Annotated in this window: 1 protein-coding gene; it reads left to right on the forward strand. The window is 42.1% G+C overall.

All coding sequences use genetic code 11. The annotated features are described in order from the left end of the window. On the forward strand, positions 1-297 hold a 297-nt coding region (locus ACEYW6_RS36815), incomplete at both ends, for an AIPR family protein (protein ID WP_412983696.1).

Raw genomic sequence — 297 nt, forward strand, 5'->3', positions numbered from 1 at the left:
GCAAAATTCTTCTCTCGCCACAGTGGAATCGTTCTGTCAGCTAATATTGCTAAACCTGTCAAGAACAAAACTGAACTAGAGCTAGAAGTTTTAGAAGCTAACGAGGGCGGTAGCGACGGTATTATCAACGGAGGGCATACAGTTTTAGCTTTTGAGCAAGCGAAAAATTACAAATATGACCTAACCGAAGCCAGGGTAAAAGTTACGATTCACATCGGATTGACTGAAGAATCAGCCAAAGATATAGCCCTAGCAAGTAATACTACAACGCCAGTAGATTCTCGCTCCAAAGTCAAC

It is taken from the genome of Nostoc sp. UIC 10607 (genome assembly GCF_047228265.1).
GTDB classification, from domain to species: Bacteria; Cyanobacteriota; Cyanobacteriia; order Cyanobacteriales; family Nostocaceae; genus Nostoc; species Nostoc foliaceum_A.